This window comes from Pseudomonas sp. E1BtOHC1 (genome assembly GCF_058744285.1).
This window is the reverse complement of sequence record NZ_CP196023.1, coordinates 788,691-805,424: the sequence shown is the minus strand read 5'-3', so window position 1 is coordinate 805,424 and position 16,734 is coordinate 788,691. Positions and strand designations below refer to the sequence as shown.

The window sequence follows — 16,734 nt, the reverse complement described above, 5'->3', positions numbered from 1 at the left end:
TTTTTATTTTCAGCTGTGTCCCTGGATCAGAAGTCCAGGTTGGACACCGCCAGGGCATTGCTTTCGATGAAGTCGCGACGTGGCTCGACCGCATCCCCCATAAGGGTGTTGAAGATCTGGTCGGCGCCGATGGCGTCTTCGATGGTCACCTTGAGCATGCGGCGCATGCTTGGGTCCATGGTGGTTTCCCACAGCTGGTCAGGGTTCATCTCGCCCAGACCTTTGTATCGCTGGATGGTGTGACGCTTGGTGCTTTCCGCCATCAGCCAGTCCAGGGCTTCCTTGAACTCGGTCACGGCCTTCTTGCGCTCGCCGCGCTGAACATACGCACCCTCGTCCAGCAGGGTGCTCAATTGAGCGCCCAGGGAGACCACGGTCTTGTAGTCGTTGCTGCCGAAGAAGTCGCGGTTGAAGGTGACGTAGTTGGACAGGCCGTGGGAGATCAGCTCGACCTCTGGCAGCCAGACATTACGCTCACGGTCTTCCCGCAGGCTGGCCTTGTAGACCAGGCCCGACTTCTCGGAGGTGCGCAGGCGGGCGTCGTACTTGGCCAGCCAATCCTGCATGGCGGCGTGATCGGACAGTTGCTCCATGGTCACGGCCGGCAGGTAGATGAAGTGCTCGGTCAGTTCCTGCGGGTACAGGCGCGACAGGCGTTTGAGGGTTTTCATCACCATGCGGAAATCGTTGACCAGACGCTCCAGCGCCTCGCCGGAGATCCCCGGAGCTTCGTCGTTCAGGTGCAGGCTGGCATCTTCCAGAGCCGACTGGGTCATGTAGTCTTCCATGGCCTCGTCGTCTTTGATGTATTGCTCTTGCTTGCCTTTCTTGACCTTGTACAGCGGAGGCTGGGCGATGTAGATGTAGCCGCGCTCGATCAGCTCCGGCAGCTGACGGAAGAAGAAGGTCAGCAGCAAGGTACGGATGTGCGAACCGTCGACGTCAGCATCGGTCATGATGATGATGTTGTGATAACGCAGCTTGTCGATGTTGTACTCTTCGCGGCCGATGCCGCAGCCCAGTGCGGTGATCAAGGTGCCGACCTCTTGCGAGGAGATCATCTTGTCGAAGCGGGCTTTCTCTACGTTGAGGATCTTGCCCTTGAGCGGCAGGATCGCCTGGGTCTTGCGGTTGCGTCCCTGCTTGGCGGAGCCGCCAGCAGAGTCACCTTCCACCAGGTAGAGTTCGGACAGGGCAGGGTCTTTTTCCTGGCAATCCGCCAGTTTGCCCGGCAGGCCGGCGATATCCAGCGCGCCTTTACGACGGGTCATTTCACGGGCTTTACGCGCCGCTTCACGAGCACGAGCAGCGTCGATCATCTTGCCCACCACCAACTTGGCTTCGTTGGGGTTTTCCAGCAGGAAGTCGGAGAAGTACTTGCCCATCTCCTGTTCAACAGCGGTCTTCACTTCGGAAGAGACCAGCTTGTCCTTGGTCTGGGAGCTGAACTTAGGGTCCGGCACCTTCACCGAGATGATCGCGGTCAGGCCTTCACGAGCGTCGTCACCGGTGGTGGCAACCTTGTGCTTCTTGGCTAGGCCTTCGGCTTCGATGTAGGTGTTCAGGTTACGAGTCAGAGCAGAACGGAAGCCCACCAAGTGGGTGCCACCATCGCGCTGTGGAATGTTGTTGGTGAAGCACAACAGGTTCTCGTTGAAGCTGTCGTTCCACTGCAGGGCGATTTCCACGCCAATGCCGTCTTCACGCTGGATGTTGAAGTGGAACACCTGGTTGACCGCTGTCTTGTTGGTGTTCAGGTATTCAACAAACGCCCGCAGGCCACCTTCGTACTTGAACAGCTCTTCCTTGCCGCTGCGCTCATCCTTGAGGATGATGCCGACGCCGGAGTTGAGGAAGGACAGTTCACGAATCCGCTTGGCCAGGACGTCCCAGCTGAAGTGGATGTTCTTGAAGGTTTCAGCCGAAGGCTTGAAGTGGATCTGGGTACCGGTGGTTTCGCTGTCGCCAACGATCTTCATCCGCTCTTGCGGAACACCGTGGACATAGGTCTGTTCCCAGATCTTGCCGCTGCGGCGCACAGTGAGGATCAGCTCTTCGGACAGGGCGTTCACTACCGACACACCTACGCCGTGCAGACCGCCGGAGACCTTGTAGGAGTTATCGTCGAACTTACCGCCAGCGTGGAGCACGGTCATGATGACCTCTGCCGCCGAGACGCCTTCTTCTTTATGCACATCGACCGGGATACCGCGACCATTGTCGCGAACGGTGATGGATTCGTCCGGGTGGATGATGATGCTGATGTCGTCGCAGTGGCCGGCCAGCGCTTCGTCGATGGAGTTATCGACCACCTCGAACACCATGTGGTGCAGACCGCTGCCGTCATCGGTGTCGCCAATGTACATACCGGGACGTTTGCGTACGGCATCCAAACCTTTCAGCACCTTGATGCTGGTCGAGTCGTACGTATTTTCTTCGCTCATGCCTTCACTCCCGATGGTCGTGGGTCTGGGTGATACGGCCTTGTTCCACGTGGAACAAAGCGACTGGCGTTTCCGTCTGCCAGCCTTCCCTCAATAATTCGTGGTCTACACAGGTGATAAACACCTGGCAGCGTAAGTCTTCCAACAAGCGACAAAGTGCGCGGCGATGCTGCTCGTCCAACTCGGACGGCAAGTCATCCACCAGATAAATACACTGACCGCGACGGGCCTGGCTCACCAAGTGCCCCTGGGCAATGCGCAAGGCACAGACCACCAACTTCTGCTGGCCACGGGACAAGATGTCCGCGGCGTTGTGTCCGCCTAAGCGCAGACGCAAATCAGCACGTTGTGGACCGGCCTGGGTATGACCCATTTGCTGATCGCGGTGCAGGGCGGTCGCGAGGACTTCACTGAGCTCTCGTTCCTTGTCCCAACCGCGGTAATAGCTAAGCGTCAGGCCCTCGAGCTGCAACAACTCGCCTAAGGTCCGCTCAAAGACTGGTTTCAAGGCTTTGATGTATGCGCGGCGGTATTCATCGATTTCAGCGCTGGCCTGACACAGTTCCCGGTCCCAGGCCGCTTGCGAAGCGGCGTCAAGTGTACCATGCCGCAGCCATGAGTTCCGCTGCCGCAGGGCCTTCTGCAAGCGCTGCCAGGTGGACATGAAGCGAGGTTCCACATGGAACACTCCCCAGTCCAGGAACTGCCGGCGGATCTTTGGAGCGCCTTCCAGCAGGCGAAAGCTGTCCGGGTTGATCAGTTGCAGCGGCAGGATCTCTGCCAGCTGCGCCGCGCTGCGGGCATTCTGACCGTCGATACGGATCTGGAACTCCCCCTGACGATCCCGAGATATCCCCAGGCTACTGTGCCCACCCTGAGCCAACTCCACCTGGCCGAAGACCGTACAGGCCAGCTGCTCATACTGGATCACCGGCAACAGGCGGGCACTGCGAAACGAGCGGGCAAGCCCCAGCAGATGGATGGCTTCCAGCACGCTGGTTTTGCCACTGCCGTTGGCGCCATAGAGAAGGTTGATGCGGGGAGAGGGGGAGAAGGTCACCGGGTGCAGATTGCGCACCGCGGTGACCGAGACGCGACTGAGGGACATCTAGCTTCTGCTGAGCATGATTACAGGCGCATCGGCATGACAACGTAAGCCGAGTCGTCGTTGTCGGATTCCTGCACCAGCGCACTGCTGTTGGAGTCGGAAAGAATCAGGCGCACCTGTTCGGTGGTCATCACCCCCAGCACGTCCAGCAGGTAGCTGACGTTGAAGCCGATTTCCAGCGAGCCGCCGTTGTACTCCACGCCCACTTCTTCTTCCGCTTCTTCCTGCTCCGGGTTGTTGGCCTGGATCTTCAACTGACCATTGGCCAGTTGCAGACGGATGCCGCGGTACTTCTCGTTGGACAGGATCGCGGTACGGCTGAAGGCTTCACGCAGGGCCTGACGGTCACCCAGTACCAGCTTGTCACCGCCTTTTGGCAGCACGCGCTCGTAGTCAGGGAACTTGCCGTCCACCAGCTTGGAGGTGAAGGTGAACTCGCCGGTAGTGGCGCGAATGTGGTGCTGACCCAGGACGATGCTGACGTTGCCATCCGGCTCGGTGAGCAGACGGGCCAGCTCCAGGATGCCTTTACGCGGCACGATCACCTGGTGGCGATCCGGCTGGCCGATATCCGCCTGCATCGAGCACATGGCCAGACGGTGACCATCGGTGGCCACGGCGCGGATGATACCGGCGGACACTTCCAGCAGCATGCCGTTGAGGTAGTAGCGCACGTCCTGCTGGGCCATGGCGAAGCTGGTGCGTTCGATCAAGCGACGCAGACGGCTTTGCTCCAGCTGGCAGGTCAGCGAGCCAGGGCCTTCTTCCACGGTAGGGAAGTCGTTGGCTGGCAGGGTCGACAGGGTGAAGCGGCTACGCCCGGCCTTCACCACCAGTTTCTGCTCGTCGACCTTGATATCGATCAGCGCGTCGTTGGGCAGGCTCTTGCAGATGTCCATCAGCTTGCGCGCGGGAACGGTGATTTCCCCCGGCTCTGCGGGCTCTTCAAGTTGCACACGACCGACCAGCTCGACTTCCAGGTCGGTACCGGTCAGCGACAGTTGCTGGCCTTCGACAACCAGCAGCACGTTGGAAAGTACCGGCAAGGTCTGACGGCGTTCGACGACGCCGGCGACCAGTTGCAGGGGTTTCAACAGGGCTTCGCGTTGAATGGTGAAATGCATGGTCTAGTCCCTTGCCTTAATAAGCTGCGTTGGAGTCATCAAGTGGTCAGAGTACGCAGCAGGTTCTTGTAGTCCTCGCGGATGTCCGCGTCGGATTCCTTAAGTTCATTGATCTTGCGGCAGGCGTGCAGAACCGTGGTGTGGTCGCGACCGCCGAACACATCGCCGATTTCCGGCAGGCTGTGGTTGGTCAGCTCCTTGGACAGGGCCATAGCCACCTGACGTGGACGAGCCACCGAACGCGAACGTCGCTTGGACAGCAGATCGGAAATCTTGATCTTGTAGTACTCGGCGACGGTGCGCTGGATGTTATCCACAGACACCAGTTTGTCCTGCAGGGCCAGCAGGTCCTTCAGGGATTCGCGAATCAGCTCGATGGTGATGTCGCGCCCCATGAAGTGCGAGTGGGCGATGACCCGCTTGAGTGCGCCTTCCAGTTCACGGACGTTGGAACGAATCCGTTGAGCAATGAAGAACGCCGCATCGTGGGGCAGTTCGACCTTGGCCTGGTCGGCCTTTTTCATCAGGATCGCCACCCGGGTTTCCAGTTCCGGAGGTTCTACCGCCACCGTCAGGCCCCAGCCGAAGCGGGACTTGAGGCGTTCTTCCAGGCCTTCGATTTCTTTCGGATAACGGTCGCTGGTGAGAATCACCTGCTGGCCGCCTTCGAGGAGGGCGTTGAACGTATGGAAGAACTCTTCCTGGGAACGCTCCTTGCGGGCGAAGAACTGGATGTCGTCGATCAGCAATGCGTCGACCGAACGATAGAAACGCTTGAATTCGTTGATGGCATTGAGCTGCAGCGCCTTGACCATGTCCGCAACAAAACGCTCGGAATGCAGGTACACGACCTTGGCATTCGGGTTCTTCTTTAATAGGTGGTTACCCACGGCGTGCATCAAGTGGGTCTTACCCAGACCGACGCCGCCATAAAGGAAGAGCGGGTTGTAGCCATGCTTGGGGTTGTCCGCCACCTGCCAGGCCGCAGCCCGGGCCAGTTGGTTGGACTTACCCTCAACGAAGTTTTCAAAGGTGAAGGTGCGGTTCAGGTAGCTGGTGTGCTTGAGCGCACCTTCTACCTGGACGGTACGCTGCTCGGCGCGTACCGGTGCCTGCTGCGAGCTGGCGCCCGCCATCGGGTCGAAGCTGTCACGAGAGGGTTCTTCACTGACTTCGGCTGCCTTCTGCGCCGCGGCTTTCTTGGCCGGGGCAGAGCTGGTGGCCTGAGTCGGCGCGGGAGCGGCCGGGACTGCATTGGCGGCCGCTGCCTGCAACGCCTGGGAGGCGGCTGCGGCCAGCGGCGCATTAGGCGCGGCTCGCGGCGCCGAACTGCGTTTGCTGCCTATTAATAAGGAAAGAACCGGCGCCGTGCCGTTGCCGTGTTCATCCAGCAGCTCGAGCACGCGGCCCAGGTACTTTTCGTTGACCCAATCGAGAACAAAACGATTCGGTGCGTAAACACGCAACTCGTCGCCTTCGGCTTCGACCTGTAGCGGACGGATCCAAGTGTTGAATTGCTGGGCAGGCAGCTCATCACGCAGAAGCTCCACGCACTGCTGCCAAAGTTCCACTGACACGGATATCCCCTAAGTTGAAAGCCGGTGAGGCAAAAACAAGCGGCCATTGTAGCGATCAGCCGTCCACTTATCCACATGTAGCGTGCCCTGAGGACACTAAGAATCAACGCCTTACCCCGAATAAACACGACCAATGGTATGTGCATAAGCTCTGTGGATAACCCCACTTGAGGTCGTTGTACAACTCGGGGTGAAACTCAGTGGATAACTCGCCTGTGGATAACCTACCTTTCCACACACAGCTTTTCCGATAGCGCAGCACAGGCAGAGCACGGCTTCTCAACCGTGTTGTCATTCTCTGTACAGCACGGAATATAAGGGCTAAAGGCAGTTATCCACAGAAGGTAGCGTCCCTAGCCTTTATAAGCTTTACAGAAAAGCTTTAAATACTTTCCTTCTTTATTTTTATATCTAGCCAACCCTGAGTCACAACCCTGGACCCGGACATACATAGATAAAGGAAAAGCTGGTTGGAAATTGACCTAGAGGCTTGCTTTCTCTAGAATCGCCGGTCTCTTAAAACGGGGGCCATTCCGGCCCGTTGTGGACGAACCAGGTAACACGACATGAAACGTACTTTCCAACCAAGCACTATCAAACGCGCTCGTACCCACGGTTTCCGTGCTCGCATGGCTACCAAGAACGGTCGTGCCGTCCTGTCGCGTCGTCGCGCCAAAGGTCGTGCGCGTCTGGCAGTTTGATAATCCGGCACTGGAGGTGAGTCAGGACTTCAGTCGGGAAAAGCGTCTGCTTACCCCCCGGCACTTCAAGGCGGTCTTTGACTCCCCTACCGGCAAGGTTCCGGGGAAAAATCTCCTGCTCCTTGCGCGCAACAACGATCTTGATCATCCCCGTTTGGGGCTCGTGATCGGGAAAAAGAGCGTAAAACTCTCCGTTGAGCGCAATCGCCTCAAGCGTCTGATGCGCGAATCGTTTCGTCTCCACCAGGACTCACTGGTCGGATGGGATATCGTTATCGTCGCGCGTAAAGGTTTGGGCGATGTAGAAAACCCCGAATTGATTCAGCATTTCGGCAAACTCTGGAAACGTCTGGCGCGCAACAAGCCGGAACCAGCAGTCAAATCCGAAACTGTAGGGGTAGACAGTCCCGATGCGTAAACTGGCCCTCGTTCCGATCCAGTTTTACCGCTATGCCATTAGTCCTCTGATGGCCAATCACTGTCGTTTCTACCCCAGTTGTTCCTGCTACGCGTTGGAAGCCATCGAAAATCATGGCCTTCTACGCGGTGGCTGGCTGACCTTTCGTCGTTTAGGTCGCTGTCATCCGTGGAATCCCGGTGGTTATGACCCGGTTCCACCTATCCCTACCTCCCGTTCTTCTTCGATGGCCGAGTAATCATGGATATCAAACGCACGATCCTGATCGTCGCCCTGGCAATCGTGTCCTATGTCATGGTTCTTAAATGGAACCAGGATTATGGCCAGGCTGCCCTGCCGACTCAGAATGTTGCTTCCAGCACGACCGCTCCGGGCTTGCCGGATACGCCAACTGGCACTCCCGCTGCCAACGACGACATTCCACGCGCCGCAAGCGATACCACTGCACCCGCAGAAGCGCCGGTTGCTGCAAGCAAAGATCTCATTCAGATCAAAACGGATGTGCTCGACCTGGCTGTCGATCCACAAGGTGGGGATATCGCGCAACTGCGTTTGCCACTGTATCCACGTCGTCAGGACCACCCGGAAATTCCTTTCCAGCTGTTCGATAACGGCAACGAGCGAACTTATCTGGCACAAAGTGGCTTGATTGGCAGCAACGGCCCGGACGCCAACCCGGCCGGTCGCCCGATCTACTCGGCAGAGAAGAAAAGTTATCAACTGGCTGAAGGTCAGGACCAATTGGTCGTCGACCTGAAGTTCAGCAAGGACGGCGTCAACTACATCAAGCGCTTCACCCTGAAGCGTGGCCTGTATGACATCACCGTTTCCTACCTGATCGATAACGAAAGCGCGCAACCTTGGACCGGTGCGATGTTCGCCCAGCTCAAGCGCGACGCCAGTTCCGATCCGTCCTCCAGCACCGCCACCGGCACCGCGACTTACCTGGGCGCAGCCCTGTGGACAAGTTCCGAGCCGTACAAAAAAGTGTCCATGAAAGACATGGACAAGGTGAACGAGGATAAATCCAAGGCCCCAATCACTGAAAACGTTCAGGGTGGCTGGGTAGCTTGGCTGCAACACTACTTCGTGACGGCCTGGATTCCGCCAAAAGGCGAAAATAACCAGGTCCTGGCGCGTAAAGACAGCAAAGGCAACTACATCATTGGCTACACCGGCCCTTCGATGACTGTTGCTCCAGGTGCCAAGGCTGAAACCAGCGCCATTCTGTACGCCGGTCCGAAAAGCCAGGCCGTGCTGAAAGAGTTGTCCCCAGGTCTTGAACTGACTGTGGACTACGGTTTCCTGTGGTTCATCGCCCAACCCATCTTCTGGCTGCTGCAACATATCCACAGCCTGGTGGGTAACTGGGGCTGGTCGATCATTTTCCTGACCATGCTGATCAAAGGGATCTTCTTCCCTCTGTCGGCCGCCAGCTACAAGTCCATGGCACGTATGCGTGCAGTGGCACCTAAACTGGCCGCGCTGAAGGAAAAATTCGGCGACGATCGTCAGAAAATGTCCCAGGCGATGATGGAGCTGTACAAGAAAGAGAAGATCAATCCGCTGGGTGGCTGCTTGCCGATCCTGGTGCAGATGCCGGTCTTCCTGTCCCTGTACTGGGTACTCCTGGAAAGCGTGGAAATGCGCCAGGCACCGTTCATGCTGTGGATTACCGACCTGTCGATCAAGGATCCGTTCTTCATCCTGCCGATCATCATGGGCGCCACCATGTTCATCCAGCAGCAGTTGAACCCGACTCCTCCGGATCCGATGCAGGCCAAGGTGATGAAAATGATGCCGATCATCTTCACCTTCTTCTTCCTGTGGTTCCCTGCAGGTCTGGTGCTGTACTGGGTAGTGAACAACTGCCTGTCGATCGCACAACAGTGGTACATCACTCGTAAGATCGAAGCGGCTACCAAGAAAGCAGCTGCCTGACCTACGCTGTGGATAACCACACAAGACGCCCCCTAGTGGGGCGTTTTGCTATCTGTCACTTTTGTCTGGATGTCGGGTTATGAATGTCCCTCGTGAAACCATCGCCGCTGTCGCCACTGCCCAAGGTCGCGGTGGCGTGGGCATCGTACGGATTTCCGGGCCCCTGGCGAGCCTGGCCGCCAAGGCCATCAGCGGCCGCGAATTGAAACCGCGATTCGCGCATTACGGCCCCTTTCTCAGTGAACAGGGAGATGTGCTGGATGAAGGCATCGCCCTGTATTTCCCTGGGCCGAACTCCTTCACCGGCGAAGATGTGCTGGAGCTCCAGGGCCATGGCGGCCCCATCGTTCTCGACATGTTGTTGCAGCGTTGCCTGGAGCTGGGCTGCCGCCTGGCCCGACCTGGAGAGTTCAGCGAGCGCGCCTTTCTCAATGACAAGCTCGACCTGGCCCAGGCCGAAGCCATTGCCGACTTGATCGAAGCCAGTTCCGCACAGGCAGCGCGCAATGCCTTGCGCTCGTTGCAGGGGGCATTCTCCCAGCGTGTGCATAACTTGACCGAACAGCTGATTGCCCTGCGGATCTATGTCGAAGCGGCGATCGATTTTCCCGAGGAGGAAATCGACTTCCTCGCCGATGGCCACGTGTTGAGCATGCTCGATGCGGTACGCGACGAGTTATCCACAGTACTGAGGGAAGCCGGGCAGGGCGCCTTGCTCCGTGACGGCATGACGGTGGTGATCGCTGGCCGCCCGAACGCCGGCAAGTCCAGTCTGCTCAATGCCCTGGCCGGGCGCGAGGCGGCCATCGTCACCGATATCGCCGGCACCACTCGAGACATACTCAAGGAACATATCCACATCGACGGCATGCCGTTGCACGTGGTGGACACCGCCGGCCTGCGGGACACCGAGGATCAAGTGGAAAAGATCGGCGTCGAACGTGCGCTAAAAGCCATCAGTGAAGCCGACCGGGTACTGCTGGTGGTGGACGCCACTGCAGCAGAGGCGGCTGACCCCTTCGCCCTGTGGCCAGAATTTCTTGAGCAGCGTCCGGACCCGGCCAAGGTGACCTTGATCCGCAACAAGGCCGATCTGACTGGCGAGCCCATCGCTCTGGAAACCTGTGACGATGGTCACGTCACCATCAGCCTCAGTGCCATGTCCGCGGGTGTTGGCCTGGACTTGTTGCGTGAGCATCTCAAGGCTTGCATGGGTTATGAACAGACTTCCGAAAGCAGCTTCAGTGCTCGCCGCCGGCACTTGGAGGCCCTGCGCTATGCCAGTGCCGCACTGGAACACGGCCGGGCCCAGCTGACCCTGGCCGGTGCCGGAGAGCTGCTGGCCGAGGATCTGCGCCAGGCACAGCAGTCCCTGGGAGAAATTACCGGGGCATTCAGCTCCGATGACCTGTTGGGACGGATCTTTTCCAGCTTCTGCATCGGCAAGTAGCTGACGATCGACCCCGGTGCTCGGCGCCGGGGCGATTGGCCTGTGGGTAACTCCTGTCAACGCAGGGCTTTCAGCCGTTACCTTTATCCCCCCCGCCATGGATCTGCGACCTTGGGTAACAGCTTCAAGTTGCAGATCGTCAATTTATCGTTATCAAAGCGATAGATAGCGGCTAGATCGCCGAAGTTAACCGAATTCGAAAAGTGGTTCCTGATTTGCATCGATGATTCTGTACAGGTTCGTACATCTGGGAAAACTGACCTTGATGTGCGGCCTGGGCCGGCTGACGGACGCCGGCTGATCCCGATGAATCTGCATTCAAGGAACAGACATGGCAAACGCGGGCTCTGCTTTACACCGTGGCTTGAGCACTCGGCACATCCGCTTCATTGCTCTGGGTTCAGCCATAGGCACCGGGTTGTTCTACGGCTCGGCGGCCGCTATCCAGAAGGCTGGCCCCTCGGTCCTGCTGGCTTACCTGATTGGCGGCGCGGCAATCTACCTGACCATGCGCGCCTTGGGTGAAATGGCTGTCAGAACCCCGGTTTCCGGCTCCTTCGGGTATTACGCCAGCCACTATCTGGGGCGCTACGCCGGGTTTCTCACCGGTTGGAGCTACGCCTTTTCAATGCTCATGGTGTGCCTGGCGGACGTCACCGCCTTTGGTGTCTACATGGGCCTTTGGTTTCCCGATACACCGAGGTGGATCTGGGTACTGAGCATTGTCCTCGGCATCGGCGCCTTGAATCTGTGCAGCGTGCGGGTATTTGGCGAGATGGAGTTCTGGCTGTCGCTGCTCAAGGTCTGCGCCATCCTCGCCATGATCGTTGGCGGCTTTACTCTGTTGTTCTTCGGTATCCAACTGGGAGAGGGCCAGGCCAGCATGGGGCCGAGCAACCTCTGGGAGTACGGCGGCTTCTTCCCCAATGGCCTGGAGGGAATGATCGCCTCCTTCACCATCGTCATGTTCGCTTTCGGCGGCATCGAGGTGATCGGCATCACCGCCGGCGAGGCCAGGGACCCGCAGCGCATGATTCCCAAGGCCATCAACTCGGTGCCGCTGCGGATCCTGATCTTCTATGTCCTCACCTTGCTGATCCTACTGATGTTGCTTCCCTGGTCGAGCGTCGGTAACCAGGGCAGTCCATTTGTGCAGATTTTCAGCAGCCTGGGGATAGGTTCGGCGGCCACAGTGCTGAATATCGTGGTGATATCAGCGGTGGTTTCGGCGATCAACAGCGATATCTTCAGTGCCGGCCGCATGATGTATGGCATGGCCGCCATCGGTCAGGCGCCGGCCATTTTTGCCAGCACCTCGCGATTCGGCGTGCCCTGGATGACGGTGCTGGTGATGTCTGTGGCATTGCTGCTCGGGGTGCTTCTCAACTACTGGGTACCGGAAGAGCTGTTCCTGATCTTTGCCTCTCTGGTGACCTTTTCGGTGGTCTGGGTCTGGCTGATGATCCTGTTGTCGCAGATGGCCATGCGTTGGGCCATGACAGCCGAAGAGATCCAGGCGCTGCACTTTCCGGTTCCCCTGGGGAATGGAGGCCAGCTCTGCGCGGCAGTCTTCATGTTGTTCATCTTCGGTGTACTGGGCGCATTTCCCGATACTCGCCTGGCATTGTATGTGGGGTTGGGTTGGCTAGCGTTGTTGTCGTTGGCCTATTGGATATGGATCAGACCAGGTTCCTTCAGCAAGGCAGGGATCGAGCCCGGTATTGAAGCTCATGAAAAAGGATAAGCCCATGGGATCGTTCGAGTTGCCGTTATCTACCGTCGAAGCCTTCCAGCGCGATGGCGCGGTGTGCATTCGCCAATTGTTCAGTGCTGCTGAAGTTGCCTTGCTGGAGCAGGGCATCGAACGCAACCTGGCGCAACCCAGTGAACGGGCCAAGGTCGCCAGTGGCCCTGATGATCCGGGTTGGTTCTTCGAGGACTTCTGCAACTGGCGTGAGAATCCCGACTATCGACGGTTCATCTTTGAAAGCCGAGTCGGCCATGTCGCCGCGCAACTGATGGGTAGTGCGCAAGCGCAGCTTTATCACGACCATCTGCTGGTCAAGGAGCCCAATACCCGGCAGCGCACACCCTGGCATCAGGATCAGCCTTACTACAACGTTGAGGGGCGGCAGAACTGCAGCATGTGGATGCCCGTGGACCCGGTTGCCCGGGAGTCGACCCTGGAGTTCGTCGCCGGGTCACACCTGGGGCCCTGGTTGATGCCCCGCACCTTTCTGGATAACCAGGCCAAGTGGTTTCCGGAAGGCAGCCTGGCGGATCTTCCGGACATCGAGGCCGATCGCGAGGAGTGGAGCATTCTTGGCTGGGAGCTGCAGCCCGGCGATGCCGTTTTTTTCCACATGCTGACCTTGCACGCCGCCGGTGGCGTCAGCGGAGATCGGCGGCGGCGGGCCTTTTCCCTGCGCTTTCTGGGGGAAGACATGCGACATGCACCAAGGCCCTGGCGAACATCTCCCGAGTTCCCCGGCTTGAGCGAGCAACTTCCGGCCGGTGCGCCTTTGCAACATGAGTTGTTTCCACAGCTCTGGCCTCGGCAACGGACCTGAGCAAAGGTTATCCACAGTTCGGTTCGGGGCTCTCGGACCACTGTGGACAAACAGCCCAGTCGCAGGAGTATCCATCGTGTTTCAGGCTTGAAAATCAGACGTATCCGATATGCCTTCCCTGAAAAGCAGACCACCATTGCCGGTTGCTGTATTTGGATGGACCCGCGCTCATCCGGAAGTAGTGCCCGGATGAATCTGTCGCCGGCCAGTGTATGAACCAACTGTGTGGAAGGTGTTTATGCGCTTCAGTCGTTGTGTCGCAACCTTTGGTCTGGTCCTTGTATGGCAAGGCGCCCTGGCCCAAACCTCGCCCGAACAGGTGTCGATGACGGAGCGCGGCAATGTCTTCGAGCAGGCCAGCCGCTCCGCAGTCGTTGGCCCGGCGAGCATCGAGCTGCTGGGCAAGGCGACTCTGGAACTGGCCCAGGACTATGTTTTCGTCGGACCGCCGGAAGCCTTTCGGATTCTGCAGACGTTCGACTCCAGTGCGCTAGCCTCCGAAGTCCTGGGCCTGGTGTTTCCCAAAGATCATTCCCAGCAGTGGTTCGTTTCGGTGGATGCCCATGATCCACAGGGAACCGCCTACAACGCTGGTCATGTCCAGGCCAGCAATGCCCAGGAATTGGGTTTTACACCTCTTCAATCATCACATTGGATAAATGAGTCCGGCGCTGAAGCGAGAAATCCCATAGTGGCTCTGCTACAGGGTGACAGCTCGGTCGACAGGCCTTTCGCGTTGAGCGTTACAGCAACGGCTGCCGGCAATGATTCCGGCCGGCTCAATGCTCAAGCGCTGGCCAATGCCTTTGAGTACACCCAACGCAGCCTGCCGGAGACCGGTATCGCATTGTTGAAAAGGTACTGGATCGCCCTGGCAGTGTTGCTACTGGGACTGAGCTGGTGGATTCAGGGACGGCTGACACGCATCGCCTCATAAACCCGCTTAAGTCCGCTCGATTATCCAAAGACAGGTCTGCTGAGGCCTGTCTGTTTCGCTTATCAGACATTTTTTGATTGCACCTTTGCCGGAATCGGCTTCAGCGAAGAGCTTCTGCGTGGGCGTCTTTTAGCCAAGGCTACGGATTTCTGTGGATTAAGCCCTGTGAATAACTGGCCCTCAGCTCAGTTGATAACCGGGCTTCAAAGCTGAGGAAAACCACGCCTGTGGATAACCACCTCATTCATCCACAGGTTTAAAGCGCTTATCCAAGGGCCTCACGGGCACCTAACCACAGAGTTTAAAACCTCTGTACATATTGAATATAAAGGCCTGTAGCAATCTATCCACAGAAGTGGTGCTGCATAAGAATAAACATAAAAACAAAGATTTAATAAATTTCTCTCTTTTAATTTCTATTGTCTGTCAGTCATCCACAGCTGGTTAAATTTTGTGCAAAGGGTTCTTTAGAAAGGTCGAAGTCCCTATACTTGCCGCCTTGGTCCAAAAACCAACCCGACAACTACTCCTAATTACTCCTACTTGAAGCAGGCACGAGGTGCGTGGTGGATTTCCCTTCCCGTTTTGAAGTGATCGTCATCGGCGGCGGTCATGCCGGTACCGAGGCAGCACTTGCATCAGCACGCATGGGGGCAAAAACCCTGTTGCTGACGCATAACGTGGAAACCCTCGGAGCAATGAGCTGCAACCCCGCGATTGGTGGGATCGGCAAGAGCCACCTGGTCAAGGAAATCGATGCCCTGGGCGGCGCGATGGCCATGGCTACCGATAAAGGTGGTATTCAGTTTCGTGTCTTGAACAGTCGTAAAGGCCCAGCCGTGCGCGCTACTCGCGCCCAGGCCGACCGCGTTCTGTATAAGGCCGCTGTTCGCGAGATTCTCGAGAATCAGCCCAACCTGTGGATATTTCAGCAAGCAGCCGATGACCTGATCGTCGAGCAGGATCAGGTGCGAGGCGTGGTGACTCAAATGGGTCTGCGGTTCTTCGCTGAATCCGTGGTCCTGACGACAGGGACCTTTCTCGGCGGACTTATCCACATCGGGATGCAGAACTATTCCGGTGGTCGAGCCGGCGATCCACCTTCGATCGCCCTGGCCCAACGTCTACGGGAGCTGCCGCTGCGCGTTGGTCGGTTGAAAACCGGTACTCCACCGCGTATCGATGGCCGTTCTGTGGATTTCTCGGTGATGACCGAGCAGCCAGGAGATACACCTATTCCGGTGATGTCGTTCCTGGGCTCGAAAGAACAGCATCCACAACAGGTCAGTTGCTGGATTACCCACACCAACGCCCGCACCCACGAGATCATCGCCTCGAACCTCGATCGTTCGCCGATGTATTCCGGGGTAATCGAAGGCATTGGCCCGCGTTACTGCCCGTCGATCGAAGACAAGATCCACCGCTTCGCCGACAAGGAAAGCCATCAGGTGTTTATCGAACCCGAAGGCCTGACCACTCACGAGCTGTATCCGAACGGGATATCCACATCCTTGCCGTTCGACGTGCAGTTGCAGATCGTGCAATCGATCCGCGGCATGGAAAACGCCCATATCGTGCGCCCGGGTTATGCCATCGAGTACGACTACTTCGATCCGCGGGACTTGAAATACAGCCTGGAAACCAAAGTCATCGGCGGCTTGTTTTTCGCCGGTCAGATCAACGGCACCACCGGGTACGAAGAAGCCGGTGCCCAAGGTTTGCTGGCCGGTGCCAACGCCGCACTGCGTGCCCAGGGCAAAGACAGCTGGTGCCCGCGCCGCGATGAAGCCTATATCGGTGTGCTGGTCGATGACCTGATTACTCTTGGCACCCAGGAACCGTACCGGATGTTCACTTCCCGGGCGGAATATCGCTTGATCCTGCGTGAAGACAACGCCGATCTGCGTCTGACCGAAAAAGGTCGCGAGCTGGGTCTGGTGGATGACGTGCGCTGGGCCGCCTTCTGCAAGAAACGCGAAGGTATTGCCCAGGAAGAACAGCGCTTGAAGTCGACTTGGGTTCGGCCTGGAACCGAGCAGGGCGATGCGATTGCTCAGAAATTCGGCACCCCGCTGACTCACGAGTACAACCTGCTGAACCTGCTGAGCCGTCCAGAAATCGACTACGCTGGTCTGGTCGAAGTGACCGGGCATGGCGCTGAAGATCCACAAGTCGCGGAACAGGTCGAGATCAAGACCAAGTACGCAGGCTATATCGATCGCCAGCAGGACGAAATTGCTCGTCTGCGGGCCAGCGAAGACACCAAGTTGCCTGTGGATATCGATTACACCGGCATTTCCGGGTTGTCGAAGGAAATCCAGAGCAAGCTTGGCGCGACTCGTCCGGAAACCCTGGGCCAGGCATCGCGAATTCCCGGCGTGACCCCCGCGGCAATTTCCCTGTTGATGATTCACTTGAAAAAACGCGGCGCGGGCCGTCAGTTGGAGCAAAGCGCTTGAGTTCT

13 protein-coding genes are annotated in these 16,734 nt (G+C 57.9%); 9 read left to right on the top strand and 4 right to left on the bottom strand.

Translation table 11 applies throughout. From position 1 onward, the window contains the following. Positions 1–26: 26 nt before the first annotated feature. Genes gyrB through dnaA form a run of 4 tightly spaced genes read right to left on the bottom strand, consistent with a single transcriptional unit; the run spans position 27 to position 6,253 of the window. Positions 27–2,444 carry a DNA topoisomerase (ATP-hydrolyzing) subunit B gene (gene gyrB, locus ACSSVC_RS03760; protein WP_123723708.1) on the bottom strand — a complete coding sequence of 806 codons (2,418 nt, stop codon included), beginning with the start codon at positions 2,442–2,444 and terminating at the stop codon, positions 27–29. A 4-nt stretch (positions 2,445–2,448) separates the two neighbouring features. Further along, the gene (gene recF / locus ACSSVC_RS03755; RefSeq protein WP_123723707.1) at positions 2,449–3,552 is read right to left on the bottom strand and encodes a DNA replication/repair protein RecF; all 1,104 of its coding nucleotides are present in this window, start codon (positions 3,550–3,552) and stop codon (positions 2,449–2,451) included. 20 nt (positions 3,553–3,572) lie between these two features. Continuing rightward, positions 3,573–4,676 carry a DNA polymerase III subunit beta gene (gene dnaN, locus ACSSVC_RS03750; RefSeq protein WP_011058392.1) on the bottom strand — a complete coding sequence of 368 codons (1,104 nt, stop codon included), beginning with the start codon at positions 4,674–4,676 and terminating at the stop codon, positions 3,573–3,575. 38 nt (positions 4,677–4,714) lie between these two features. After that, on the bottom strand, positions 4,715–6,253 hold the full coding sequence (gene dnaA / locus ACSSVC_RS03745; protein ID WP_346634710.1) for a chromosomal replication initiator protein DnaA: 1,539 nt from the start codon (positions 6,251–6,253) through the stop codon (positions 4,715–4,717). Between the two features lie 566 nt (positions 6,254–6,819). On the opposite strand from dnaA, the gene rpmH reads away from it, so the two are divergent. From rpmH to mnmG, 9 genes are all read left to right on the top strand, one after another. Then, the gene (gene rpmH, locus ACSSVC_RS03740) at positions 6,820–6,954 is read left to right on the top strand and encodes a 50S ribosomal protein L34 (RefSeq protein ID WP_003213577.1); all 135 of its coding nucleotides are present in this window, start codon (positions 6,820–6,822) and stop codon (positions 6,952–6,954) included. Positions 6,955–6,970: 16 nt separating this feature from the next. Next, the gene (rnpA, locus tag ACSSVC_RS03735; RefSeq protein ID WP_197662869.1) at positions 6,971–7,372 is read left to right on the top strand and encodes a ribonuclease P protein component; all 402 of its coding nucleotides are present in this window, start codon (positions 6,971–6,973) and stop codon (positions 7,370–7,372) included. After that, positions 7,365–7,610: a membrane protein insertion efficiency factor YidD gene (gene yidD / locus ACSSVC_RS03730; RefSeq protein WP_003213574.1), complete on the top strand. Its 246-nt coding sequence runs from the start codon at positions 7,365–7,367 to the stop codon at positions 7,608–7,610. The genes rnpA and yidD overlap by 8 nt, the downstream gene beginning before the upstream one ends. A 2-nt stretch (positions 7,611–7,612) precedes the next feature. After that, positions 7,613–9,313 (top strand): membrane protein insertase YidC, encoded by a 1,701-nt coding sequence (gene yidC, locus ACSSVC_RS03725; protein ID WP_041120515.1) that lies wholly within the window; start codon positions 7,613–7,615, stop codon positions 9,311–9,313. 79 nt (positions 9,314–9,392) lie between these two features. Beyond that, a complete protein-coding gene (gene mnmE, locus ACSSVC_RS03720; protein ID WP_346634711.1) occupies positions 9,393–10,763 on the top strand; it encodes a tRNA uridine-5-carboxymethylaminomethyl(34) synthesis GTPase MnmE in 1,371 nt (456 codons plus the stop codon). A gap of 331 nt (positions 10,764–11,094) precedes the next feature. Next, positions 11,095–12,507, top strand: a complete 1,413-nt coding sequence (locus ACSSVC_RS03715) for an amino acid permease (RefSeq protein ID WP_404937966.1) — start codon at positions 11,095–11,097, stop codon at positions 12,505–12,507. A 4-nt stretch (positions 12,508–12,511) separates the two neighbouring features. Next, positions 12,512–13,333: a phytanoyl-CoA dioxygenase family protein gene (locus ACSSVC_RS03710; protein ID WP_404937965.1), complete on the top strand. Its 822-nt coding sequence runs from the start codon at positions 12,512–12,514 to the stop codon at positions 13,331–13,333. A 238-nt stretch (positions 13,334–13,571) separates the two neighbouring features. Further along, the gene (locus tag ACSSVC_RS03705) at positions 13,572–14,270 is read left to right on the top strand and encodes a DUF2167 domain-containing protein (protein WP_404937964.1); all 699 of its coding nucleotides are present in this window, start codon (positions 13,572–13,574) and stop codon (positions 14,268–14,270) included. A 566-nt stretch (positions 14,271–14,836) separates the two neighbouring features. Next, positions 14,837–16,729, top strand: coding sequence for a tRNA uridine-5-carboxymethylaminomethyl(34) synthesis enzyme MnmG (gene mnmG, locus ACSSVC_RS03700; RefSeq protein ID WP_170001381.1), 1,893 nt, complete (start codon positions 14,837–14,839; stop codon positions 16,727–16,729). The last annotated feature ends 5 nt before the right edge of the window (positions 16,730–16,734 follow it).

Coding starts and splice junctions, on each gene's coding strand:
- gyrB (WP_123723708.1), bottom strand. CDS start 2,444: ATGAGCGAAGAAAATACGTACGACTCGACCAGCATCAAGGTGCTGAAA.
- dnaN (WP_011058392.1), bottom strand. CDS start 4,676: ATGCATTTCACCATTCAACGCGAAGCCCTGTTGAAACCCCTGCAACTG.
- rpmH (WP_003213577.1), top strand. CDS start 6,820: ATGAAACGTACTTTCCAACCAAGCACTATCAAACGCGCTCGTACCCAC.
- mnmE (WP_346634711.1), top strand. CDS start 9,393: ATGAATGTCCCTCGTGAAACCATCGCCGCTGTCGCCACTGCCCAAGGT.
- ACSSVC_RS03705 (WP_404937964.1), top strand. CDS start 13,572: ATGCGCTTCAGTCGTTGTGTCGCAACCTTTGGTCTGGTCCTTGTATGG.
- ACSSVC_RS03715 (WP_404937966.1), top strand. CDS start 11,095: ATGGCAAACGCGGGCTCTGCTTTACACCGTGGCTTGAGCACTCGGCAC.
- yidD (WP_003213574.1), top strand. CDS start 7,365: ATGCGTAAACTGGCCCTCGTTCCGATCCAGTTTTACCGCTATGCCATT.
- recF (WP_123723707.1), bottom strand. CDS start 3,552: ATGTCCCTCAGTCGCGTCTCGGTCACCGCGGTGCGCAATCTGCACCCG.
- yidC (WP_041120515.1), top strand. CDS start 7,613: ATGGATATCAAACGCACGATCCTGATCGTCGCCCTGGCAATCGTGTCC.
- ACSSVC_RS03710 (WP_404937965.1), top strand. CDS start 12,512: ATGGGATCGTTCGAGTTGCCGTTATCTACCGTCGAAGCCTTCCAGCGC.